Annotated in this window: 23 protein-coding genes and 1 tRNA gene; 19 read left to right on the forward strand and 5 right to left on the reverse strand. The window is 42.3% G+C overall.

Translation table 11 applies throughout. The features are described 5' to 3' along the window. Positions 1–58: 58 nt before the first annotated feature. From pabC to FTU19_RS04720, 4 genes are all read left to right on the forward strand, one after another. Positions 59–874, forward strand: coding sequence for an aminodeoxychorismate lyase (gene pabC / locus FTU19_RS04705; RefSeq protein WP_180010709.1), 816 nt, complete (start codon positions 59–61; stop codon positions 872–874). A 1-nt stretch (position 875) separates the two neighbouring features. After that, positions 876–1,934, forward strand: coding sequence for an endolytic transglycosylase MltG (gene mltG / locus FTU19_RS04710; protein ID WP_180130241.1), 1,059 nt, complete (start codon positions 876–878; stop codon positions 1,932–1,934). Between the two features lie 2 nt (positions 1,935–1,936). Beyond that, positions 1,937–2,536 carry a dTMP kinase gene (gene tmk / locus FTU19_RS04715; RefSeq protein ID WP_180130243.1) on the forward strand — a complete coding sequence of 200 codons (600 nt, stop codon included), beginning with the start codon at positions 1,937–1,939 and terminating at the stop codon, positions 2,534–2,536. A gap of 90 nt (positions 2,537–2,626) precedes the next feature. Then, complete coding sequence (locus FTU19_RS04720) at positions 2,627–3,067, forward strand: PaaI family thioesterase (RefSeq protein ID WP_179992698.1); 441 nt, start codon at positions 2,627–2,629, stop codon at positions 3,065–3,067. Positions 3,068–3,187: 120 nt separating this feature from the next. On the opposite strand, the gene nadB is transcribed toward FTU19_RS04720, so the two are convergent. After that, entirely contained in the window at positions 3,188–4,816 is a 1,629-nt protein-coding gene (gene nadB, locus FTU19_RS04725; protein ID WP_180130245.1) for an L-aspartate oxidase, read from the reverse strand. 236 nt (positions 4,817–5,052) lie between these two features. On the opposite strand from nadB, the gene FTU19_RS04730 reads away from it, so the two are divergent. From FTU19_RS04730 to FTU19_RS04780, 11 genes are all read left to right on the forward strand, one after another. Further along, entirely contained in the window at positions 5,053–6,438 is a 1,386-nt protein-coding gene (locus FTU19_RS04730) for a Do family serine endopeptidase (protein ID WP_004784522.1), read from the forward strand. Positions 6,439–6,565: 127 nt separating this feature from the next. Beyond that, positions 6,566–7,051 carry a thioesterase family protein gene (locus FTU19_RS04735; protein ID WP_166138319.1) on the forward strand — a complete coding sequence of 162 codons (486 nt, stop codon included), beginning with the start codon at positions 6,566–6,568 and terminating at the stop codon, positions 7,049–7,051. Between the two features lie 260 nt (positions 7,052–7,311). Then, a complete protein-coding gene (gene lepA, locus FTU19_RS04740) occupies positions 7,312–9,129 on the forward strand; it encodes a translation elongation factor 4 (RefSeq protein ID WP_004784519.1) in 1,818 nt (605 codons plus the stop codon). Between the two features lie 21 nt (positions 9,130–9,150). After that, complete coding sequence (lepB, locus tag FTU19_RS04745) at positions 9,151–9,978, forward strand: signal peptidase I (RefSeq protein ID WP_159124070.1); 828 nt, start codon at positions 9,151–9,153, stop codon at positions 9,976–9,978. A gap of 24 nt (positions 9,979–10,002) precedes the next feature. After that, positions 10,003–10,374 (forward strand): DUF4845 domain-containing protein, encoded by a 372-nt coding sequence (locus tag FTU19_RS04750; RefSeq protein ID WP_034171224.1) that lies wholly within the window; start codon positions 10,003–10,005, stop codon positions 10,372–10,374. After that, the gene (rnc, locus tag FTU19_RS04755; protein ID WP_004784515.1) at positions 10,346–11,044 is read left to right on the forward strand and encodes a ribonuclease III; all 699 of its coding nucleotides are present in this window, start codon (positions 10,346–10,348) and stop codon (positions 11,042–11,044) included. The genes FTU19_RS04750 and rnc overlap by 29 nt, the downstream gene beginning before the upstream one ends. Then, positions 11,044–12,072 (forward strand): GTPase Era, encoded by a 1,029-nt coding sequence (era, locus tag FTU19_RS04760; RefSeq protein ID WP_004784513.1) that lies wholly within the window; start codon positions 11,044–11,046, stop codon positions 12,070–12,072. Before rnc ends, era begins: the two co-directional genes overlap by 1 nt. An 18-nt stretch (positions 12,073–12,090) precedes the next feature. After that, positions 12,091–12,288 (forward strand): NF038104 family lipoprotein, encoded by a 198-nt coding sequence (locus tag FTU19_RS04765; protein ID WP_179992702.1) that lies wholly within the window; start codon positions 12,091–12,093, stop codon positions 12,286–12,288. Between the two features lie 11 nt (positions 12,289–12,299). Beyond that, on the forward strand, positions 12,300–13,010 hold the full coding sequence (locus FTU19_RS04770) for a DNA repair protein RecO (protein ID WP_034171228.1): 711 nt from the start codon (positions 12,300–12,302) through the stop codon (positions 13,008–13,010). Positions 13,011–13,023: 13 nt separating this feature from the next. Further along, positions 13,024–13,749: a pyridoxine 5'-phosphate synthase gene (gene pdxJ, locus FTU19_RS04775; RefSeq protein ID WP_034171229.1), complete on the forward strand. Its 726-nt coding sequence runs from the start codon at positions 13,024–13,026 to the stop codon at positions 13,747–13,749. Positions 13,750–13,764: 15 nt separating this feature from the next. Further along, entirely contained in the window at positions 13,765–14,418 is a 654-nt protein-coding gene (locus FTU19_RS04780; protein WP_179992703.1) for a tRNA-(ms[2]io[6]A)-hydroxylase, read from the forward strand. Positions 14,419–14,793: 375 nt separating this feature from the next. Here the strand turns inward: FTU19_RS04780 and FTU19_RS04785 are convergent. Next, positions 14,794–14,869, reverse strand: a tRNA-Asn gene (locus FTU19_RS04785). A gap of 236 nt (positions 14,870–15,105) precedes the next feature. Between FTU19_RS04785 and FTU19_RS04790 the strand changes: the two genes are divergently transcribed. Further along, on the forward strand, positions 15,106–15,549 hold the full coding sequence (locus FTU19_RS04790; protein WP_159124074.1) for a hypothetical protein: 444 nt from the start codon (positions 15,106–15,108) through the stop codon (positions 15,547–15,549). Positions 15,550–15,561: 12 nt separating this feature from the next. On the opposite strand, the gene FTU19_RS04795 is transcribed toward FTU19_RS04790, so the two are convergent. Continuing rightward, positions 15,562–16,005, reverse strand: a complete 444-nt coding sequence (locus FTU19_RS04795; RefSeq protein WP_180130247.1) for a PaaI family thioesterase — start codon at positions 16,003–16,005, stop codon at positions 15,562–15,564. A gap of 161 nt (positions 16,006–16,166) precedes the next feature. Between FTU19_RS04795 and FTU19_RS04800 the strand changes: the two genes are divergently transcribed. Further along, positions 16,167–16,577, forward strand: a complete 411-nt coding sequence (locus FTU19_RS04800) for a GFA family protein (RefSeq protein WP_180130249.1) — start codon at positions 16,167–16,169, stop codon at positions 16,575–16,577. 482 nt (positions 16,578–17,059) lie between these two features. Beyond that, positions 17,060–18,322 (forward strand): MATE family efflux transporter, encoded by a 1,263-nt coding sequence (locus FTU19_RS04805; RefSeq protein WP_373684927.1) that lies wholly within the window; start codon positions 17,060–17,062, stop codon positions 18,320–18,322. Between the two features lie 44 nt (positions 18,323–18,366). Here the strand turns inward: FTU19_RS04805 and FTU19_RS04810 are convergent, their stop codons facing one another. Beyond that, on the reverse strand, positions 18,367–19,602 hold the full coding sequence (locus FTU19_RS04810) for a pyridoxal phosphate-dependent aminotransferase (protein WP_005236666.1): 1,236 nt from the start codon (positions 19,600–19,602) through the stop codon (positions 18,367–18,369). Positions 19,603–19,855: 253 nt separating this feature from the next. After that, positions 19,856–20,683: a type I methionyl aminopeptidase gene (gene map, locus FTU19_RS04815; protein ID WP_180130253.1), complete on the reverse strand. Its 828-nt coding sequence runs from the start codon at positions 20,681–20,683 to the stop codon at positions 19,856–19,858. A gap of 207 nt (positions 20,684–20,890) precedes the next feature. Between map and rpsB the strand changes: the two genes are divergently transcribed. Further along, positions 20,891–21,637: a 30S ribosomal protein S2 gene (rpsB, locus tag FTU19_RS04820; RefSeq protein WP_004784492.1), complete on the forward strand. Its 747-nt coding sequence runs from the start codon at positions 20,891–20,893 to the stop codon at positions 21,635–21,637. Positions 21,638–21,644: the final 7 nt, after the last annotated feature.

Genomic DNA, 21,644 nt, shown 5'->3' on the forward strand with positions numbered 1-21,644 from the left:
TATATAGACAGAGCTTATATTTCATCGCTCTATCCGTCACCAGAGAGGCCTTAAAAGCATGTTGTATTTAAAAAATGCTCAACCCGTCAAAGATATAGATGTGCTGGATCGTGCCTTTCATTATGGTGATGGTTGCTTTACTACCGCGCGCATCCGTCGAAATCGGATCGAGTTAGCAGACCGTCATCTAGCCCGTTTAAGGATGAGCCAGCAAAAAATAAGTTTGCAGGCTGATCTGGACCTGATTGAAAAAAGTTTGCAAGCGTTATTGAAATCAGAAGATGAATTGAACGGAACCTTAAAGATTGTACTGAGTCGTGGTATAGGACAGCGTGGTTATAGCCTGCCAGAGCATCCGGCAGATCTTTGGGTGTTCTATTATCCGAAAACAGTACAGGACTTCAGTTATGAGCAGATTCAGACGGGTGTATTGCAACAGGCCATTGGCCTCAGTATGCCGAATCTGGTGGGGCTGAAAACCTTAAACCGTCTGGAACAGGTGTTGCTTAAACAGGAAGCGGATCAGCATGGCTGGCCGGAAGCACTGGTAACTGATGTGCAGGGTACAATTGTTGAAGGGGTGAGCAGTAATTGCTTCATTCGTATAAACAATACATGGATTACACCAGAACTTCGTTATAATGGCGTCTTCGGTGTGATGCGTGCAGAAATTTTGCAACGTATGCAGGATCAGGGCATTATCTGTCAGCAGCGTGATGTGGAAATGGATGAAATTCCCCATATCGACAGTCTGTTTTTCTGCAATGCGCTCAGTCCGATGAAAATTGCCACTCAATTTGAGCAGCGTGCTTTAAATGTAGATGCTTGTATTGAACTTTTTAACCGTCTTCGATTGAATCAGATGCCTTATTAATATGTCAGCTTCCAAGTCTAAAACCAAAAAGAAAAATAATGCCAAACGCCCTGGTTTCATGAAAGGGATAGTTTTATTTCTAATCGGGATACTCTTGGTTCTAGGGTTGATCCTGAAAGCTAGCCTATGGAAAGATTATCCTGTAGAAAGTCAAAAACAGTTACTGGCAATTAGTAACGGTGAAACCTATTCTGGATTTATTGATCGGCTGGCCAAAGAAAATTATGTCAGCTTTCCGATTATTTTAAAGCTGTATCAGCGCATCATGATTCATGACACCATGAAGGCGGGTGTTTATGAAATTCCTCAAGGTATGAGTATCCGTGCAGTGCTGGACATGATTTCCAATGCAGAAAATGCTCAGATGAACCGGATTCTGGTCATCGAAGGCACGACCTTTAAACAGCTGATTGATGCCTTAAAGAAAGATGATCTGGTGACTAAAGAAGTGGTGAATTTGCCAACCGATCAATTGCTCAAAGAACTTAATATTCCATTCAATCATCCTGAAGGTCTGTTTGCTCCAGATACCTATTTCTTTGCCAAAGGTGAAACGGATCGCAAGATTCTGACCGATCTTTATCAGCGCCAGATGAAGTCTCTGGATCAGGCTTGGGAAAAACGTGCTTCAGATCTGCCATATCAGAATAAATATGAAGCGCTAATCATGGCATCGATCATTGAAAAAGAAACCAGTCTGGATAGCGAGTTACAACAGGTATCTGGTGTATTTGTACGCCGTTTGAAAATCGGCATGCGTCTACAGACAGATCCAACCGTGATTTATGGTATGGGTGAGAATTACAAAGGTAATATTACTCGTCAGGATCTACGCACTCCAACACCCTATAACACCTATACCATGGCTGGCTTACCACCGACACCGATTGCCTTGCCAAGCAAGAAAGCCATTGAAGCAGCGATGCATCCGGACAATTCACAAAATATTTATTTTGTTGCAACGGGTAATGGTGGGCATAAATTCAGCAGCAGTCTGCAAGACCACAATAGAGCAGTGCAAGAGTATCTTTCTGTTTTACGTTCAAAAAATAAGGAATGAGCATGTTTATCAGCTTTGAAGGCACTGAGGGTGTAGGGAAAACCACACTCATTCGTCGTATCTATGATGATTTTATTGCTCAAGGTAAAGAGGTCGTGCTGACCCGCGAACCGGGCGGTACGCCAATGGCAGAACAGATCCGTTCACTGTTGTTGGCCGTAAACCATGAAGAAGCGATGTGCCATGATACAGAGTTATTGTTGATGTATGCGGCACGAGCCCAGCATCTGGCACAAGTGATTTTACCCGCTTTAAATGCTGGAAAAATTGTCTTATGTGATCGCTTCAGTGATGCCAGTTTTGCCTATCAATGTGCAGGACGTGGACTCAGTGAAGACAAGCTGAATCTGTTAAATCAAAATTTTGTGGAACGTATGCCGGATATTACGTTCTGGCTGGATGCACCGATTGAACTGGGTATGAATCGCGCTCGTGCCCGAGGTGCGCTGGATCGGTTTGAGCAAGAGAAAGTTACTTTCTTTGAGAAAGTTCGCGCCGGGTATGCCACGCTATGCCAGCATCACCCAGAGCGGATTAAACGTCTGGATGCGACTCAAACACCGGATCAGGTATTTGAACAGGCACTGTCTTATTTAAAATAATTTTATTCTAAAGATATTTTTGGCATACTTTTCTCTAGTTATTTCAAGGAAGAATCTCTATATTGGAATAAATCAGGAAGATAAAACATGATGAAAAGTACAAGAGAAGAAATCATCCAGTTTTTACAGCAGGAATTTCCACAGAGCTTGGAAAAGTGCCAGATCGAAGCTGTAGTGCCTCAGGGTGCAACCGTACTGTATCGAGTGAGCGAGCAGGAATTACGTCCCGGCGGCACGGTGTCTGGGCCCACCATGATGACTTTGGCTGATCTGGCTTTATATATTGCGATCCTCGGTGAAATTGGACTGGTTGGCCTTGCAGTGACCACGAACTTGAATATCAATTTTCTGCGTAAACCTTCGGGTGGTGTTGATCTGCGAGGGGAAAGTAAATTGATGAAAGTGGGGAAGGCGCTCATTGTGGGAGAAGTTTGGATTTATTCGATTGATCAGGAAGAGCCGGTTGCCCATGTGACAGCGACCTATTCGGTTCCACCACGTAAAGAACCCATACACTCCTTAAAATGCTGATTAACTCATACAAATCATATGCTTTATTTAAATAACCTGATTATTCTAAAAACTTAAAAAAATCACAACCAAAGAAAAGGCAGATAACATTTAAAAATATGATCTGCCTTATTTATATCTTTAAGCATTCACCAAAGGAGTTTCTACTTCAAAACTTGGTGGAATTAGTACAGTTTTACGTAGTTCAGGCAGCAATTCTGGATAATCTAGGGTGAAATGCAGGCCACGGGATTCTTTACGTTGCATGGCACAATGTACAATCATCTCTGAAACGAGTACCAGATTACGCAGCTCGATCAGATTTTTACTGACCTGATAATCCTGATAGTACTCGGTAATTTCTTTCTTCAACATCTCAATCCGGTGCAGGGCACGTTCCAGACGTTTAGTGGTACGCACAATACCGACATAGTTCCACATGGTCTGACGCAGCTCATCCCAGTTTTGCAGAATAACAACATCTTCATCAGGATTAGTGACCTGAGAATCATCCCATTCTGGTACCTCAGGGATAGCTTGATCTGCCTTGAAATTTTCCTGAATATGTTTGGCAGCACTCATGCCATACACAAAACATTCTAAAAGTGAGTTACTGGCCATACGGTTAGCGCCATGTAAGCCAGTATAAGAAGTTTCACCAATGGCATAGAGCCCGGCAATATCGGTCTGACTGTTTTCATCTACGACCACACCGCCACAGGTATAATGCGCAGCAGGAACCACAGGAATCATTTCCTTGGTGATGTCGATGCCAAGCTCTAGCAGACGTGCATACAGGGTCGGGAAATGTTCCTTGATGAAGCCTTCATCTTTATGGGTAATGTCCAGCCAGACATGACGAATGCCCAGACGTTTAATCTCATAGTCAATTGCACGCGCCACAATATCACGTGGTGCCAGTTCTGCTCGCTCATCAAAGCGCAGCATAAAGCGCTCACCATCAGGAAGGCGTAAATAGGCGCCTTCACCACGCATAGCTTCTGTAATCAGGAATGAACGGGCTTGTGGATGATATAAACAGGTCGGATGGAACTGGTTGAATTCCATATTGGCAACCCGGCAACCGGCACGATAAGCCATCGCAATCCCATCACCGGTCGCGATATCAGGGTTCGAGGTATAAAGATAAGCTTTCATAGCACCGCCACAAGCCAGAGCAGTAGATGGTGCTAAGAAAGTGTGGACTTGTGCACTTGCTTCATTGAGTGCATATAAACCTAAAGCGCGATTTTTACCATCTAAGCCCAGTTTTTGTGAGCAGATCAGGTCGATCGCAATGTAATTTTCAAAGATGGTAATATTTTCTTTTTCCTGAGCGCGCTGTACCAACGTGGTAGAAATGGCACGCCCAGTCGCATCAGCTGCGTGAATGATTCGGCGCTGTGAATGGCCGCCTTCACGGGTCAAATGTAATTGTTCCTGCTCATCCAGGGTAAATTGGACGCCGTGTTTCAGCAGAAAATCCACCGAAGGCTTACCACCTTCAACCGTCTGCTTCACCGCATCCATTTCACACAGATGTACACCTGCAATCATGGTGTCATCAATATGCTGTTCAATCGAGTCTGTCTCATCCAGTACTGCTGCAACGCCGCCTTGTGCATAATAGGTACTGGCATCGGTCAGGGTGGATTTGGCAAGAACTGCAATATTAAAATGTTCAGGCAAAGAAAGTGCTAGACTAAGACCGGCACCACCACTGCCCACAATGATCACGTCAAAATGATGGGTAAGGGGAAAATTAGACATGTCCATCAGCTAATTGAAAAAAGTCTGTTAATCAGAGCGCTTTTTTGTACAAAAGGCAAGCGTTTAAGTGCTCATTTATTGATGAAAAAAATTAATAAAAGCTTTAACTTAATGCTTTAGAAAAATTAAAGGTTGCCAACATTCAAGCTTTCGAACATATTGTTACTTAAAATATATGAAGTTTGTGATAAAACCTATTTACATAAATTTATCAACAATTTGGGTGAATAATTTATATGAAAATTCTGGATTTAAAAAAAGGATTATTTGCAGCGACTGTTACCATGAGTGCTGCTCAGTTACAGGCAGTAACACCCGTCGATTTTTCTAACCTGGTTGATCAGGTCAGTCCGGCAGTTGTCAGTGTGAGTGTTGTCAAGAAAATGAGCGAAGAAGAGCTCTTGCAACAACAGGTTCCTGAAATTTTACGCCGTTTCTTTGGTAATCAGGTGATTATTCCGCAGCCACGTGTACCGCAGGAAAAAACCGGATATGGGAGTGCCTTCTTCATTAGTAAGGATGGCTATCTGCTGACCAACCACCACGTAGTTGAAGATGCGTCTAAAGTGACAATTACCTTGAATGATCGTAGGGAAATTGATGCGACAGTCGTAGGAAGCGACGAGCGTACTGACGTCGCTTTATTGAAAGTCAATGGTTCAGGTTTCCCGGAACTGCGTACTGGTGATGTCGATAAATTACGTGTAGGTGAGCCTGTACTAGCAATCGGTTCGCCTTTTGGTTTTGACTACTCCGCTTCTGCCGGCATTGTCAGTGCCAAGATGCGTAACATGATGGGCGAAACAGCCGTACCATTTATTCAAACTGACGTTGCTCTCAACCCGGGGAACTCGGGTGGACCGTTATTTAACCAGCGCGGTGAAGTGGTGGGGGTGAACTCACGAATCTTCAGTGGTACTGGCGGTTATATGGGTCTGTCATTTTCGATTCCCATTGATGTCGCTATGGAAGTCGCTGACCAGCTGAAACGCGATGGTAAAGTGACCCGTTCTTATCTGGGTGTAAGCCTGCAAGATATCGACCGTACTTTGGCTGAATCTTATAAATTATCTAAGCCAGAAGGTTCTTTAATTACTCAGGTGGCACCAAACTCGCCAGCGGCTAAAGCGGGTCTGCAAGCCGGTGATGTGATTTTAAAATACAATGGTACTGATATTTCACGCACTAGCCAGTTGCTGAACTATTTGAACCGTTCTGCGCCTAAACAGCAGATCCAGTTAGAAATATTACGTGATGATAAACGCCGTAATATCAATGCAACACTCACGACTGCGCCAGATGAAACGCCAGCCAAAGCAGGAAACCAGGCTCAGCCAAATAAAGGTCCGGTATTAGGCGTTACTATTCGGGAATTAAGCCCGGCTGAAAAAGAGCGTTTAGAGATTAAGGGTGGTGTAGTCATTCAGGACGTTCGTAGAGACGGGATCGCAGCTCAGGCACGGATTATGCCAAATGATGTCGTGACTCAAATCAATGGTAAAGCAATCTTGAACAGTAACCAGTTTGTGGAAGCTGTAGCAGATCTTAAAAAAGGCAGTGTTGCCCGTGTCGGTCTGATTCGTCAGGGTCAACGTGCCATTGTCGGGATGCGCATTTCATAAAATAAATGAATCTTCAATAATAAAAGACCGCTTGTATAGGCGGTTTTTTATTTTTCGCAATTTACCCGAGGCATAATTTCTGTAGACTCTGTATATAGAAAAAATTGCGATAAAGGATTAGAGAAAAGTGACCGGTATTTTTGACCAAGTTTTGAAGGTACAACCTGAACATATTGATCGTCTAGGACATGTGAATAACGTAGTTTATGTGCAGTGGATGCAGGATGTGGCCTCGGCGCATATCGAGCAATTAGGACTCGGTTTAAATGAGTATCTGCAACTTAAACATGCCATGGTTGCAGTTGAACATCATGTCCAGTATCGCAAGGCGGCATTTGAAGGGGATGAGCTGATTCTACGAACTTGGTTAAGTGATCTAAATGCCTTGTATTCATTCAGACAGTATGCTTTTTATCGTCCACAGGATCAGAATGTCTTATTTACCGGTAGTACGCAGTGGGCCTGTATCGAAATTGCATCGGGTCGCCCGAAGCGTATGTCGCCAAGTTTTACCCAAGCTTATCAGCCCCTCTCAGACAGTATTAACCCTTATGATTTTTCTACTTTATATTTGAGCGAAGAAGCAAAGGCGATAAGAGAAGAATCAATCTAATAAGGTGATGATATCGAGATTGAATAGAGGGGAGCTACCAAATAGGAAGCAGCTCATTTAACAAGCTGTTTTCTTGGAAAAAAGCTGAGGAAAAGAAAATAAAAAATAAAGCAGTTACGTATTTAAGATAAGCGAGAGAGAAGAAAGATAATTCTTTTTCTGTATCTCCATTCTGCTATAATCCTCGGCAATTTCTATTCGGCTTTTGTTATGCAATGACTTTTTAAATTGCATGGCGCGTTTTTTTCTCAAGGTAGCCCATGGCGCAAGCTAAAAAATCTGTTGATATTAAAAACATTCGTAACTTCTCGATTATTGCGCATATTGACCACGGTAAATCGACTCTGGCAGATCGTTTTATTCAAACTTGTGGTGGTTTGCAGGATCGTGAAATGCAAGCTCAAGTTCTTGATTCTATGGAACTTGAACGCGAACGTGGGATTACCATCAAAGCGGCTTCGGTCACCTTGTACTATACCCATCCAAATGGTCAAGAGTATCAGTTGAACTTCATTGATACCCCGGGACACGTGGATTTCTCTTATGAAGTTTCACGTTCTTTGGCGGCCTGTGAAGGTGCACTACTGGTGGTAGATGCAGCACAAGGTGTAGAAGCGCAGTCTGTTGCAAACTGCTATACCGCCATTGAGCAGGGTCTGGAAGTTTTACCAGTACTGAACAAAATTGACTTGCCACAAGCTGAACCCGAACGTGTAATTCAGGAAATTGAAGATATTATCGGGATTGAAGCGACTGAAGCACCGACCTGTTCAGCAAAAACTGGCCTAGGTATTGAAGGTGTGCTTGAAACGCTGGTGAATGTCATTCCTGCACCAACAGGTGAACGTGATGCACCGCTGCAAGCGTTGATTATTGACTCATGGTTCGATAACTACCTGGGCGTAGTATCTCTGGTTCGTGTGAAACAGGGTCGTGTTCGCAAGGGCGACAAGATGCTGGTGAAATCGACTGGTCAGACACATATCATCACTTCAGTCGGTATTTTCAATCCGAAGCATACTGAAACCGATATCCTTGAAGCGGGTGAAGTTGGTTTCGTGATTGCCGGTATTAAAGACATTTTTGGCGCACCAGTGGGTGATACCATTACACTGGCAACTACTCCAGAAGTTCCAACATTACCTGGTTTCAAAAAAGTAAAACCACAGGTATATGCGGGCCTGTTCCCAATCGATTCCAGTGATTTTGAACCTTTCCGTGAAGCATTGCATAAACTGCAAATCAATGACTCTGCGCTGTTCTTTGAACCAGAAAGTTCTGATGCTCTAGGCTTCGGTTTCCGCTGTGGTTTCTTAGGTATGCTGCACATGGAGATCGTACAGGAGCGTCTAGAACGTGAATACGATCTGGATTTGATCTCTTCAGCACCAACGGTAATTTATGAAGCAGTGATGAAAAATGGCAATACCATTTACATCGATAGCCCGTCAAAAATGCCAGATGGTTCAACTGTTGAAGACCTGCGTGAACCAATTGCAGAATGTCATATTCTGGTACCACAGGAATACCTGGGTAATGTCATGACCCTATGTATTGAGCGCCGTGGTGTACAGAAAGACATGAAGTTCATGGCGAATCAGGTATCCGTTACTTTTGAAATTCCAATGGCCGAAGTGGTGATGGATTTCTTTGATAAATTGAAATCTTGTTCACGTGGTTTTGCGTCACTAGATTACAACTTTGTGCGTTTTGAAAGTTCATCACTGGTGAAAGTGGATGTCCTGATCAATGGTGAAAAAGTCGATGCACTCGCAATGATCTGCCACCGTCAGGATGCACGTCACCGTGGGATTGCACTGGTTGAAAAAATGAAAGACCTGATTCCTCGTCAGATGTTTGATGTGGCAATTCAGGCGGCTATTGGTGCGCAAATTATTGCCCGTTCTACCGTAAAAGCAATGCGTAAAAACGTATTGGCAAAATGTTATGGTGGTGACGTATCACGTAAGAAGAAACTTCTTGCAAAACAGAAAGAAGGTAAGAAACGTATGAAACAGGTGGGTAGTGTTGAAATTCCACAAGAAGCGTTCTTAGCTGTACTGAAAGTCGAACGCTAATACTATAAGGATAATAAGCCCATGGATTTTGATTTTAATTTGATTCTTGTTCCTGCGACCTTATTTTTTGTCGCGGTCTGGTTGCTGGATAAGTTTGTTCTGAAACAACGACAGACCAAAGGCAAGGGCAATGAAAACTTCATTATTACCTGGGCTTATGATTTCTGGCCGGTTTTGGCCGTCGTTTTAGTATTGCGTTCTTTCCTGTACGAACCTTTCAATATTCCATCAGATTCTATGGTTCCAACACTGGAAACCGGTGATTTTATCCTGGTCAATAAATTTGACTATGGTGTGAAATTACCGATTGTAAATACAAAAATTCTGGATACAGGTAGTCCGGAACGTGGCGATGTCGTGGTCTTCCGCTATCCGCCACAACCAACGATTAGCTATATTAAACGTGTAATTGGTTTGCCAGGTGATCATATTGTTTATGATCATGGTCAGTTAACCATTAATGGTGAGAAAGTAGCAAAAGTTCCAGTAGAATTCAGTCGTGAAAAAGATCGCCTGGATACGCCAAATTCGATTTATCATAAAGAAACCATTGGCGAACATACTTTCACTATGCGTGAGCTGGAAGGAGTCAATGTAGCTCGTCAGGCTCCATTCCTTAACTATATAGAAAATGGTAAGTTTTCAACTGAAAATGGTTTATATTGGGAAGTGAAAGTTCCAGAAGGTCATTACTTTGCGATGGGGGATAATCGCGATCAAAGTGCTGACAGTCGTTTCTGGGGCTTTGTTCCGGAAGAAAACTTAACAGGTCGCGCATTCTATATCTGGATGCATAAAGAACCTGGCTTTAAACTGCCATCGTTTAGTCGAAACGGAATAATCGATTAATTATTTCAGTCAGGAAAATAAAAAATGAAACATCAACAAGGTGCTTCGTATATTGGAATTTTATTTGCAATCGTGGGGTTTGCTTTTCTTGCCAAAGTGGCGATTGCAGTGTGGGGGCCATACTTTGATGATCGTATGGTGGACAATCAGATTGAGGAACTTTTAAAGAGTTCTCCAGCAAATATTGCGCCAGAAAAATTTCGTCAACAGATGGGTCAGCGTTTAGAAATGAACAATATTCGCGATCTGAAATTTGATGAAATTGCCAAGGTAACCAACACTGATGGTTTACAGGTGCACAAGAATTATGAAATTCGCAAGAATTTTATAATGAATATCGATTTAGTGATGAAGTTTGAGAAAGATTTTGATCAAAGCACAGTCAAAACTAAATGATGAGCGTCTTGCCAAACGGATCGGCTATCAGTTTAAACAAGCTGATCTGTTAAAACTGGCATTGACCCATCGTTCAGTCAGTCATAAACACAACTATGAACGCCTAGAATTTCTAGGCGATTCTCTTTTAGGAATGATCATAGCCAATTATCTCTTTACTGCTTACCCGCAGGAAAATGAGGGCCGTCTGACGCGTATGCGTGCGACTCTTGTCCGACAGGAAGCGCTAGGGAAAATTGCCAATGATCTAAAATTGAGTCAGAACCTGATTCTCAGTACGGGTGAGCTGAAATCGGGTGGTCATCATCGTGAGTCTATACTTGCGGATACGGTCGAAGCCATCATTGGTGCGATCTATGTGGATTGCGGTGATCTCACTGTATTACAGGCAATTGTGCTAAAATGGTACGAGCCGTATTTAGACAATATAGAGCCAACTGACCAGCTGAAAGACCCTAAATCACGCCTACAGGAATATTTACAAGCACGTAAAAAACCTCTCCCAGTTTACGAGGTTGTAGATATTCAGGGTGATGCGCCGAACCAGCATTTCAAAGTGGAATGCCAGGTAGAAGGCTTGCCGGTCATGGCCGGTGAAGGTTCAAGCCGACGATTCGCTGAACAGGCGGTTGCGGCAGATATTTTAAAACATTTGGAGCATAAGTCTTAATGACTACTCATTCCGATCACATTGATGCTGATCACGAGTCGCAAAGCGACAGCAATGACTTGATTAGTCAATTTTTCAGTGCACAGGGTACTGAAATTCCTTCTGATTATCGCAGCGGTTTCGTGGCGATTGTCGGACGTCCAAACGTGGGTAAATCGACCTTGATGAACCACTTACTGGGCCAGAAACTTTCAATTACTTCACGTAAACCACAAACCACACGTCATAAAATCGTAGGGATTGATTCACGTGAAAAGTCTCAGGCGGTATTTGTTGATACACCGGGGATGCATAAAAAAGAAGTGCGTGCCATCAATAAAATGATGAACCGAGCTGCGCACTCTGCATTGCGTGACGTGAACTTGGTGCTGTTTGTAGTTGATGCACAAAAATGGACCCAGAACGATGAGCTTGTTCTGGAGAAATTAAAAAATGCGGATATGCCAGTCATTCTGGTGATCAACAAGCTGGACACGTTCGAGAACAAGAATGAGGCCTTACCGCTGATTCGTGAACGTGCCAAACTGATGAACTTTGCTGAAATCGTACCGGTGTCTGCACTTCGTGGTGCCAACCTCGAACACTTACGCGATACGATTGCCAAGTATCTGCCATTCCAGCCGCCGCTATATTCACTGGATCAGCTTACCGATCGTTCAGAGCGTTTCCTGGCCTCTGAAATTATCCGTGAAAAAATCATGCGTCAGTTAGGTGAAGAACTGCCATACGATTTAACTGTTCAGATCGAATCTTTCAAAACTGAAGAGCCGACCCTGAACGAAAAAACAGGTCGTATGAAGCCGGCATGTACTTATATTGATGCCACCATTTTCGTTGATCGTGCTGGCCAAAAAGCCATTGTGATTGGTGAAAAAGGCTCCAAGCTGAAAAAAATCGGTATGGATGCTCGTGTCGACATGGAAAAAATGTTCGAGCAGAAAATCATGCTAACGCTTTGGGTGAAAGTCAAAGGCGGCTGGTCTGATGATGAGCGGGCATTGAAAAGTCTAGGTTATAGCGACATTTAAATTGGATAGGAACGGATCATGATGAAATTTCTGGCAGTTGTTGCATGTGTTTTATTCTTGCAAGGCTGTATTCATAAAGTAGTGACCGTTCCTGCCAAAGTTGCCTATAAAACCACAAAGTACGCGGTCAAAGGGACCGTGGCTGTTGTGGGTGCCGCCATTCCTGATGGGGATGACGAAGAAGACGAGAAAAAATCAAAAAAGAATAAAGATTAAAGAAGCAGCCTATGCGTAATGAAGTGCTGCATGGATACCTGATTCATCATCGTAAATATCGCGATCGCAGTCATATTGTGCATTTATTTACCCAGGAATATGGCCGTATCGACGGGATACTGAGACAAAATCCTCCACCCCAATATCAACCCATCAGCTTGTTAGCTTCAGGCAAATCTGAACTGAAAAACTTCACCAAATTAGAAATTGTTAATCAGCCGATCTTTTTTTTCGGTGATGCCTTCTTTTCTGGCTTTTATCTGAATGAAATCCTGTTGCGTTTATGTCCGCTTGAAGTGCAAATGCCGCTGACCTTTGCCAAATATGGCGAAACGTTGAATGCCTTGCAAAAACTCTCCGATCAGGAAAATCCCAATACTTATTTAAAACAGGTTCTGCGTCAGTTTGAACATATCTTATTAGAAGAACTGGGCTATGAACTGGATTTTTCAGTCGATGCTAATCAGGCACAAATCAATCCCGTGCAACATTACTATTTTCAGTTGAATGAAGGTTTTATGCCTTCGGCTAAAGCTTTACGTTCAACCATGTCGGGCCAGCAGATTTTAACAATGCAGCACTATGAAAATGGTAGGGATTTTAATCCAGAACAGTTACAATTACTGACGAAGCTATATCGACAGGTGATCACTGCTTTGCTCGGTGACCGACCACTGAAAAGTCGACAATTGTGGATCCAAAATTCTCAATCTCAATCGTAGTTAGGAAAATAGTATGGCTGCATTACTTGGTGTCAATATTGACCATGTCGCAACTTTAAGACAAGCACGTGGTACGACGTACCCAGACCCAGTCAATGCTGCATTGATCTGTGAGCAGGCCGGTGCAGAGGGAATTACCCTGCATTTGCGCGAAGACCGTCGACATATTCAGGATGAAGATGTACGTCGTATGCGTCCGGTATTAACTACCCATATGAACCTGGAAATGGCCGTAACTGATGAAATGGTGGCGATTGCTAAAGAAATCCAGCCGCAGCATGTCTGCTTTGTACCAGAAAAGCGTCAGGAAGTGACGACTGAAGGTGGTCTGGATGTCGTTGGTCATTTTGAAGATGTGAAAAAAGCCACCCAGGAACTGTCTGCGATTGGCTGTGACGTGTCGCTATTTATTGATGCAGACATTGCCCAGATTGATGCGGCAGTCGCTTGTGGCGCACCTACAATTGAGCTTCATACAGGTGCTTATGCCGATGCTGACACGCCAGAAGCACAGCAAGTTGAGCTGGATCGCATTATCAAAGGGGCAGAGTATGCGGCTTCTAAAGGTCTGGTGGTCAATGCAGGTCACGGTCTGAACCTGGATAATGTCACTCCAATTGCTGCGATTCCTCAAATTCATGAATTAAATATTGGTCACTCGATTATTGCAGATGCAGTTTTTGTTGGACTGGCGCAAGCTGTACAACAAATGAAGGCTGCAATTAAAGCTGCGCGTTAAGATTGCAAAAGATATATGTCAAATATTGATTATGATGAACTGATGAAGCCTGTCATTGGCTTCTTAGGTTGTGAAACACCAAAAGCCTGGCTCGATGAGGCATTACAGAATCTGGAGATCCTGATGCAGGATCATGCCAACTGTGAGAAGAAAGCAGCCAGTACAGCAATGAACCTGATGTTCCGCTATAGCTTCTTTGTAGATTTACAGGTGAAACTGGCGCAGCTGGTACGTGAAGAAATGCTGCATTATGAACAGGTGCTGGAATTCATGAATAAGCGTGGCCAGCAATGGATTGGACTCAGTGCAGGGCGTTATGCAGGTGGTTTGCGTAAGGAAATCCGGACCTATGAACCCGAAGCATTAATTGATGTGCTGGTGATTGGTGCTTTTGTAGAAGCACGTTCTTGTGAGCGATTCTATGCGCTTGCGCCGCTGGTGGATGATGAGCTAGGACGTTACTACCGTTACTTGCTTAAATCTGAATCTCGCCATTTTGAGGACTACTTGGCCTTAGCTTTAGATGTGGCTAAAACTGCAAAACTGAAAAATCCACAAGAAGATATTCAAAGCCGAATTGAGCATATCCGTGAAGTAGAAAAGAATCTGATTCTTAGTCCAGATGAAATGTTCCGTTTCCATAGTGGTGTACCTGCAAAAGCAGCTTAAAAAGCTACTTAATTAAGACATCAAAAAAGATCCTCCAAATCGGGGGATTTTTTATAAATATAAGAGTCTCTGCCTAGCTTATTTATCTATTAAAAGGATTTAAAATAGCCTAAGCAATTTATAATTTAATCTGCTGTTCTATACAGTACGAATGAAGAAATTAGCATCATGCAAGATAGCAAAAGCTGTCGTCAATTTTAGAATAACGGCTTATAACAGCACATTTGATTAAACGAGAATATAAGCCAATCTAACTAGGTAAATAAAAGGGCAGAGTAAGAATATATAAGAGAAAAGAAGAATCGAATCATTTTATAAATGAAATTTCAGGCAATAAAAAAGCCCAAGTCTTAAATGCTTGGGCTTTCTTGAATTTGGCTCTCCCACCTGGGCTCGAACCAGGGACCTGCGGATTAACAGTCCGTCGCTCTACCGACTGAGCTATGGGAGAATCTGAATGCGATTATAGAGAGATTTTGCAAAGGGTCAAGCAAAAACTGTCATATTTATTACAAATTGTACTTATCTGATTTTAATTTAAACGATTGCATTAAATTCTTAAAAAATGCTTGTCAGAACAAATTTCACTTGCTAGATTGAAAACATAAAGTCGTTTGACCAAATGGTCAAACAGTGTGGATTTAAACCTACTTGCCAGCACAAAAATGGCTAAACCGGAGAAAGCGAATGAATACGCTCACTATCCCTCAAATCTTCTTTCAACTGTCTTTTTATCAAGATCATTATCTCGATATTATTCAAGATTCAGCTCAATACTTTACCCCTGTGGCTGGTGCAGAAATCCGTTTATGGCCCTTAGCGACCAAACAATTGTATCTGGGTGACTTGCTGCAATTATGGTTTGCAGAAAAGTGGCTGGTCGAACAAGAACGCCAATTTAGCTTTGAGATCTTTCTGAACACGCCTGAAACTCGGCAAAAAGAACTTTATATTTATGCGCTTACTGGCAATCTTCTGACTGGGTCGAACCAGTCTAAAGTGTGGCAGGCTTCTGCTAAAGAAACTCAGGTGCTGAGTGTATCGAATGTTTCTAAGCATTATTTTGAATATCGGGCTTTGACTCAGCCGAAGCTGGTAAAAGCACCGCAAGGGAAATGGGGCGTACTTTAAGCCTTAAACACGTTAATGGTCGGAATTGCGAAAAATCATACAGGTTGCTGTGGCATGGGTATAAATACGACCTTCGTCATCCAGAATTTGACCTTCGGAAATACCTAGGTTTTTACTGAGATTAATTGATTTTCCGATCGCTTTTAGTTCTTGGTTGTGAGGAATTGGACGGCACATTTTTACATTCAGATCAATTGTGCCATAACCGACACCGGCTTCAAGTAAAGTATGAATCGCGCAGCCTGTTACCGTATCTAAAACAGTTGCAGCAAAACCGCCATGTACACCTCCCATAGGATTCAGATGGCGTTCATCAGCTTTTACAAAAAAGGTCACATGTCCCGGTTCGACTTCGCCAGCAGACATGGGAATGGTGGTTGCCATAGAAGGCATAGACAGATTGCCCTTAAGCATCTCTTGCATAATCTGCAAACCTGAAAGATTCTTGAGATCCATAGCTTGTCCTTATTATTTTAAATACTGGATTTGAATGACAAGTTTAGGCAGATGGTGCTTCGATCAGCAATAAAAAATTGTATGAGGAAATGTACAAAGCCTTTTACTTATGATGAATCCGGTAAAATGATTAAAAATAATAATACCGAGGAAGAATAATCATGAAAGCGAGATATTTATGCGGTGCGACTCGATTTGAAGTGCAGCTTAGAAATCATGAAGTGGCTGCCTGTCATTGCTCCATGTGTCGCCGCCAGACAAGTGGGCCTCTCATGTCGATTGATATAGAAAATATTCACTTTATTGATCAGCAGCATTTATCTGTTGCGAGTACTTCTGAATGGGCAGAGCGTGGTTTTTGCAATGCCTGTGGTACTTTTATTTTCTGGCGGACCAAAGATCATTCCTTTGCCAATATTAATGTATTTACTTTGGAGCAACTGCCAGAGGATCTGGATTTCAATTTAGAAATTTATATAGATCATCAGCCAGCATTTTATTCATTTAACAATCAAACCAAAAAAATGACAGAAGCTGAGGTAATTGCCATGTTCCAGCAACCTGATTCTTGAAATAAATATAATCAGATAAAGGAAGAGCAAGTCTGGTGATTTTATCTGATGAAAATAATCTTTTTAAAATTAAGAACACTATATAAGTGCATATATATCATTAAATAAAAATACTGATTAGCAGGTTCGTATTTCAAATAGCATCCTGCTTTTCATGTCATGATCATTCTTTCTTTTGATTAAATTGTTAAATTGGAACGAAAAAAACTCATAGTTTCTGAGCTCAATAAATTATTATTTTCTATAAGCGAACTAAAGATAGAAACTAAACTTTTCTATAAAAATCAATAAATATAAAGATTTATGGCACAAGGATTGTATGTGATTTCCACTGTATATCTCAGTTTTAAATAATTCAGTTTAAAAATAAAACCCGAGAAAAGAATTAAGAATAGAGTGATTTTGCAATGAAACAGTTTTTGCATCTTTGGGTACCGATTTTTTTGAGTAATAGCATCATAATGTTGGTCGGAATATTTGACATGATTTTCCTGTCTCATTACTCACCGCAACATGTGGCTGCTATGGCTGTGTGTTTATCTATTTATTCTTTATTATTTGTTTCGGGGACGGGGATTTTGCAGGGTATGATGCAGGAACTTGCTGAAGCATATGGGCGACGTGCTTTTGATAATATTCAAAAAATTCTGAAACAGAGCATCCTTATTGTCATCGTCCTGTCTGTATTTGCAGGATGGCTATTAACTCATGCAGATCCTTTGCTACATCTGTTAAAAGCAGATAGTGCATTACAGGCTTTGATTCAACCTTGTTTATGGTTACTGGCTTGGACGCTTCCAGCACATTTGTTAGTACGTATTTTATATATTTTAACGCAAGCCTGTGGTGAGGCGAAGCGTGTGTTCTATGCCAATATTTTTTATCTGATATTCAAAGTGAGTTTGGCCTATTGCCTGATTTTTGGGATTCAGGGTTATGTACCTGCCTATGGGGTTAAGGGAGCTTTCATTGCTCATCTGACTGTTCAATGGGCACTATTAGTGGTGTATTACCTGATATTTCTAGAAAAGCAGTTGCGTGTGCACTGGTCCGGACAATTCTTCCATTTTAAGACTTTGCTAAAAATCTTAAGAATCGGCTTACCCTCAGCAATTGTCGTATTTATTGATGTCTTTACAATTAGTGCGATTGCATTATTGATCTTGCCTTTGGGGGAGATAATGGTGAATGCGCATCAAGTAGCGATGGGTTTGGCTGGCCTGCTGTTTATGGTGCCATTTTCGATGAGCTCTGCTTTTAGCATTCTGGTCTCTACCAGGATTGGTGCAAATCAAGTGCAATCTGCCTGGGATTTAACTTTTAAAGCGTTACGTGTGGTGGTCGCAAGCGCAGTTGTTTTGGCGATCTTGATCGCAATTTTTCAAAAACCGATTGTGACGCTATTTAGTGATAATAAGGATGTGCTTGCGGTGAGTCTGGCATTGATGTTCTTATTGTGCTGGATGCATATTTTTGATGCGATTCTGGTGGTTAGCGTCAATATGCTGCGCTGCTGGAAAGTGGTGGTCTTCCCCATGTTTATCTTTAGTGGAGTACTGCTATTAGGCGGATTGGGCGGAGGCTGGTATTTGGCTTATCATCCAGTGTCGCTCTTCAATCTCAACCTGGATGTTTCAGGAATAAGTGGTTTCTGGTGGATGCTGGCTATTTCCTATACCTTTGCCGCATTGATGTGCTTGCTTTGCTTGGGACTTAAATACCGTAAGCATCTACAAACTGCATAAAAAAACCCGCGATCATCGCGGGTTTTTTTATCTAATCAATTAGATTATTTCGCAGCTTTTTCAGCTTCGATAGAAGCAATCGCCTCATCAACGCCTTCGATAGAATCAGCAGCTTTTTTGATACGTGCAAGCGCATCAACTAATACTTCGTCAGCAGTTGCGTAAGAGATACGCATGAAACCACCTAGACCGAATGCATCACCAGGAACGACTGCAACACCAGTTTCTTCCAGTAACCAAGCAGAGAATTCTGTGCAAGAGTTCAGGCCTTTCGCACGAATCAATGGCTTGATGTTTGCGTATGCATAGAATGCACCATCAGCAGGTAGGCAAGAAATACCTTTAATGTCATTCAAGCCATTCACAACCAGGTCATGACGACGTTTGAATGCTTCAACCATTGGTACAAGAACGTCTTGAGGACCATTCAATGCAGCTTCTGCAGCAACTTGTGAAATAGAAGTTGGGTTAGAAGTTGACTGAGACTGGATTTTTTTCATCGCACCGATCAGTTTAGCAGGGCCCGCTGCATAGCCGATACGCCAGCCTGTCATTGCATATGCTTTAGACACACCGTTTAATACGATAGTGCGGTCGTAAAGGTCTGGGGCAACAGTTGCGATGTTGTAGAATTCATCTTCCCAGCGGATTGGTTCGTACATGTCATCAGATGCGATGAATACTTCTGGGTATTTACGCAGTACTGCAGCTAAAGCTTCTAATTCAGCTTTAGTGTAGATCATGCCAGTCGGGTTAGAAGGGCTGTTTAATACCACTAGACGAGTTTTGTCAGTGATCGCAGCTTCTAATTGCTCAGGAGTAATTTTAAAACGTTGTTCTTCACCACATTTCACGATTACTGGTGTACCTTCAGCAATGATCACCATATCTGGATAGCTTACCCAGAATGGAGCAGGGATGATCACTTCATCACCTTTGTTTAACAAAGCAAGTGCCAAGTTAAAGAAAGACTGTTTACCACCACAAGAAACCAGGATTTGGTTTGCTTGATAGTCAAGGTTATTGTCACGTTTTAATTTAGCAATAATTGCTTTTTTAAGACCTGGCGTACCATCAACAGCGGTGTATTTGGTGAAACCGTTGTTAATTGCTGCAATTGCTGCATCTTTGATGTGTTGAGGGGTATCAAAATCTGGCTCACCTGCGCCCAAACCAATAACGTTGTGACCAGCAGCTTTCAGTTCAGCAGCCTTATTTGTCACAGCAAGCGTAGGGGACGGTTTGATGGCATTCACACGATCAGAGAGACGTACGTCCACGGCAGTATTCCTTCTTATAGGGATTAAAAAATAAAAAGCACATTATCTTAGCCTAAAATGGTGCACATTGGGCAAAAGAATTTGGAAAAATATACGAAAAAAATGCTGAATCAGTGCAACCTTATCTTGAACATCGATAGGTAGTTTAGATAGACATGAACTAAGAATATGCTTTGAGGATGAGAATAATAGGGGAAATATAAACTAAAAATGGCCACTTTAAAGTGGCCATTTATGTGAGAAAGTGTTGTTGTTATGCACTAAAACGTGACAAATCTTCTTCAGGACGGGCAGTCAGCACTTCAATGCCATTTTTTGTTACCAAAAGAGTGTGCTCATATTGAGCCGATAATTTATGGTCTTTAGTGACCACAGTCCATTTATCACCCAGCAGTTTGGTTTGCCAAACACCGGCATTCACCATTGGTTCAATCGTAAAAGTCATACCTTCTTCAAGAACCATACCGGTATCTGGTTGACCATAGTGCAGAACTTGTGGTTCATCATGGAAAGTCGTGCCGATGCCATGGCCACAGTATTCACGGACAACGCTAAAGCGTTCAGATTCAACATATTTTTGAATCGCATGACCAATGTCACCAATAGTAGCACCTGGTTTCACCACAGCCATACCACGATACATGGCTTCTTGAGCGACTTTGCACAGACGGTTTGCCAGGATTGAAGTTTCACCACCCACGATGTACATCATATTGGTATCCCCATGGAAACCATCTTTGATGACAGTGACGTCAATGTTTAAAATATCGCCTTTTTTCAGGATCTTGTTTTCAGATGGGATCCCGTGACAGACCACATGGTTTACAGATGTACAGATTGTATGCTGGAAAGCAGGGCGGCCAGGCGCTGCACCATAACCTAAACATGCAGGAATGGCATTCTGCACATTTACAATATGGTCATGACAAATCGTATCCAATTCCAGTGTCGTTACGCCGGGTTTGATATGCGGTTTGATCATATCCAACACTTCTGCAGCCAGTCGTCCAGCGATACGCATCTTTTCGATATCTTCAGCGGATTTGATTAAACGACGGGGAGCTTGATAAGTAGTGTTCATGATCTCTAAAAACTTTTGGAAATTTGTATGTGACTATGGTATAAATAGCCGCCCATTTTATCAAATGCTTTTTCGTGAATATATTTGCGAGGCTGATTGAATGGTGTATTAAAAATCCGCACATATATCGTCACATTACTCTGGGTGCCCGCAAGGGTGGAGAATGCGGATATATGGAGGCCTAACCCAAACTTTAAGGTAAAGAAAATGGCAGATTACAACGTAAGCATGCGCGACCTTCTACAAGCTGGCGCGCACTTTGGTCACCAAACTCGTTTCTGGAACCCAAAAATGCGTCAATACATCTTTGGCGCGCGTAACAAAATTCACATCATCAACCTTGAGCACACTGTTCCTGCGTTAAATGATGCTTTGAACTTCGCTAACCAATTGGCTAGCAAAAAGAACAAAGTTTTGTTCGTTGGTACTAAACGTGCTGCTTCTGCAATCATCCGTGAACAAGCTCAACGCGCTGGTCAACCATACGTAGATCACCGTTGGTTAGGTGGTATGTTGACGAACTGGAAAACTCTTCGCCAATCTATCAACCGTTTAAAAGACCTTCAAACTCAATCTCAAGACGGTACTTTCGCTAAACTTACTAAACGTGAAGCTTTAGAACGTAGCCGTGAGATGGAAAAACTTGAACGTGCTTTAGGCGGCGTTAAAAACATGGGTGGTTTACCTGACGCATTATTCGTAATCGACGTTGATCACGAAGCGATTGCAATTAAAGAAGCTAAAAACCTTGGTATTCCTGTAATCGGTATCGTTGATACTAACTCTAACCCAGACAACGTAGACTACGTTATTCCGGGTAACGACGATGCGATCCGTGCAGTAACACTTTATGCTTCTGCTATGGCTGATGCGATTCTTGCTGGTAAAGAATATGCTCAATCACAAGCAAATGCACAAGCTAAAGCAGAAGAAGCTCCTGCTTCTGAGGCTTAATGCGTTA

Source organism: Acinetobacter sp. YH12072, assembly GCF_013419565.1.
GTDB lineage: Bacteria > Pseudomonadota > Gammaproteobacteria > Pseudomonadales > Moraxellaceae > Acinetobacter.

What these genes read in the sequence shown, in the direction of transcription:
- FTU19_RS04765 (WP_179992702.1), top strand. Translation starts at nt 12,091, where the DNA reads ATGATGAAATTTCTGGCAGTTGTTGCATGTGTTTTATTCTTGCAAGGC.
- rpsB (WP_004784492.1), top strand. Translation starts at nt 20,891, where the DNA reads ATGGCAGATTACAACGTAAGCATGCGCGACCTTCTACAAGCTGGCGCG.
- tmk (WP_180130243.1), top strand. Translation starts at nt 1,937, where the DNA reads ATGTTTATCAGCTTTGAAGGCACTGAGGGTGTAGGGAAAACCACACTC.
- FTU19_RS04795 (WP_180130247.1), bottom strand. Translation starts at nt 16,005, where the DNA reads ATGGATCTCAAGAATCTTTCAGGTTTGCAGATTATGCAAGAGATGCTT.
- FTU19_RS04800 (WP_180130249.1), top strand. Translation starts at nt 16,167, where the DNA reads ATGAAAGCGAGATATTTATGCGGTGCGACTCGATTTGAAGTGCAGCTT.
- FTU19_RS04790 (WP_159124074.1), top strand. Translation starts at nt 15,106, where the DNA reads ATGAATACGCTCACTATCCCTCAAATCTTCTTTCAACTGTCTTTTTAT.
- FTU19_RS04770 (WP_034171228.1), top strand. Translation starts at nt 12,300, where the DNA reads ATGCGTAATGAAGTGCTGCATGGATACCTGATTCATCATCGTAAATAT.
- nadB (WP_180130245.1), bottom strand. Translation starts at nt 4,816, where the DNA reads ATGTCTAATTTTCCCCTTACCCATCATTTTGACGTGATCATTGTGGGC.
- mltG (WP_180130241.1), top strand. Translation starts at nt 876, where the DNA reads ATGTCAGCTTCCAAGTCTAAAACCAAAAAGAAAAATAATGCCAAACGC.
- era (WP_004784513.1), top strand. Translation starts at nt 11,044, where the DNA reads ATGACTACTCATTCCGATCACATTGATGCTGATCACGAGTCGCAAAGC.
- FTU19_RS04720 (WP_179992698.1), top strand. Translation starts at nt 2,627, where the DNA reads ATGAAAAGTACAAGAGAAGAAATCATCCAGTTTTTACAGCAGGAATTT.
- FTU19_RS04750 (WP_034171224.1), top strand. Translation starts at nt 10,003, where the DNA reads ATGAAACATCAACAAGGTGCTTCGTATATTGGAATTTTATTTGCAATC.
- FTU19_RS04805 (WP_373684927.1), top strand. Translation starts at nt 17,060, where the DNA reads ATGATTTTCCTGTCTCATTACTCACCGCAACATGTGGCTGCTATGGCT.
- pdxJ (WP_034171229.1), top strand. Translation starts at nt 13,024, where the DNA reads ATGGCTGCATTACTTGGTGTCAATATTGACCATGTCGCAACTTTAAGA.
- lepA (WP_004784519.1), top strand. Translation starts at nt 7,312, where the DNA reads ATGGCGCAAGCTAAAAAATCTGTTGATATTAAAAACATTCGTAACTTC.
- pabC (WP_180010709.1), top strand. Translation starts at nt 59, where the DNA reads ATGTTGTATTTAAAAAATGCTCAACCCGTCAAAGATATAGATGTGCTG.
- lepB (WP_159124070.1), top strand. Translation starts at nt 9,151, where the DNA reads ATGGATTTTGATTTTAATTTGATTCTTGTTCCTGCGACCTTATTTTTT.
- FTU19_RS04780 (WP_179992703.1), top strand. Translation starts at nt 13,765, where the DNA reads ATGTCAAATATTGATTATGATGAACTGATGAAGCCTGTCATTGGCTTC.
- FTU19_RS04730 (WP_004784522.1), top strand. Translation starts at nt 5,053, where the DNA reads ATGAAAATTCTGGATTTAAAAAAAGGATTATTTGCAGCGACTGTTACC.
- map (WP_180130253.1), bottom strand. Translation starts at nt 20,683, where the DNA reads ATGAACACTACTTATCAAGCTCCCCGTCGTTTAATCAAATCCGCTGAA.